Source organism: Psychrobacter immobilis (genome assembly GCF_904846285.1).
Taxonomy (GTDB): domain Bacteria; phylum Pseudomonadota; class Gammaproteobacteria; order Pseudomonadales; family Moraxellaceae; genus Psychrobacter; species Psychrobacter immobilis_D.
Genome location: NZ_CAJHAD010000073.1, coordinates 1 through 766 on the forward strand (window position 1 = coordinate 1; position 766 = coordinate 766).

The window sequence follows — 766 nt, forward strand, 5'->3', positions numbered from 1 at the left end:
TTGTCCAACTGATAACTTGGGGCTGTGATGGCGCCAGTCGTCGCGTTGTAAGTTGCGCCGCCACCTAAGTGGCTTGCGCTGTTGCCGCCGAGTTGATTGATCTTGTCGTTACCGACGGTCGCAAGTCCTGTGAGCTGCTCATAGTTCACCGCATCAGTTGCTGTTGATCCTGCTAACACACCGGTGATCTTCTTATTGCCAGCATCAATGCCTGTCGTCGTGACGCTTGGGCCACCTGTGATGGTTAAACCAGCAGTGTCCAACTTGCTGTTGCCCGTGGTGACACTATCAAGGTTAAGCGCACGTGCCGTTTTTACTTCGTAGTTACTGGCACCCGTCACACTGTCTTTGGTTTCAGTGACTAAGATGTTCTCACCTTGGCTAACGGTGCTCTTCGCTTTGATGATATTGCCAGCATTCGCAGCAATGTCACCTGTATTCTTTGTGGTGCGGGTATCTAGGTTACCAAGCGCACCACCAACGGTGTTAAAGCTTTCAGTACCATCATTTAAGGCGTAAGTTGGCGCGGTATAAGTATCCGTTGCCACGTCATATTTGGCTCCACCACCTAAGGCAGTTAAGTTACCTGTTGAACGTTTGCTGTTGTCAGCAATGTTAATGGTATTGGTGGCGACATTGGCATTGGTCGCACTAAGTTGTTCATAGTTCACCGCATCAGTTGCTGTTGATCCTGCTAACACACCGGTGATCTTCTTATTGCCAGCATCAATGCCTGTCGTCGTGATGCTTGGGCCACCTGTGATGC

The 766-nt window shown here is 50.1% G+C and carries 1 pseudogene; it reads right to left on the minus strand.

The window, feature by feature from the left end:
- Positions 1 to 766, minus strand: a pseudogene (locus JMX13_RS13610) (hypothetical protein); the annotation flags it as partial.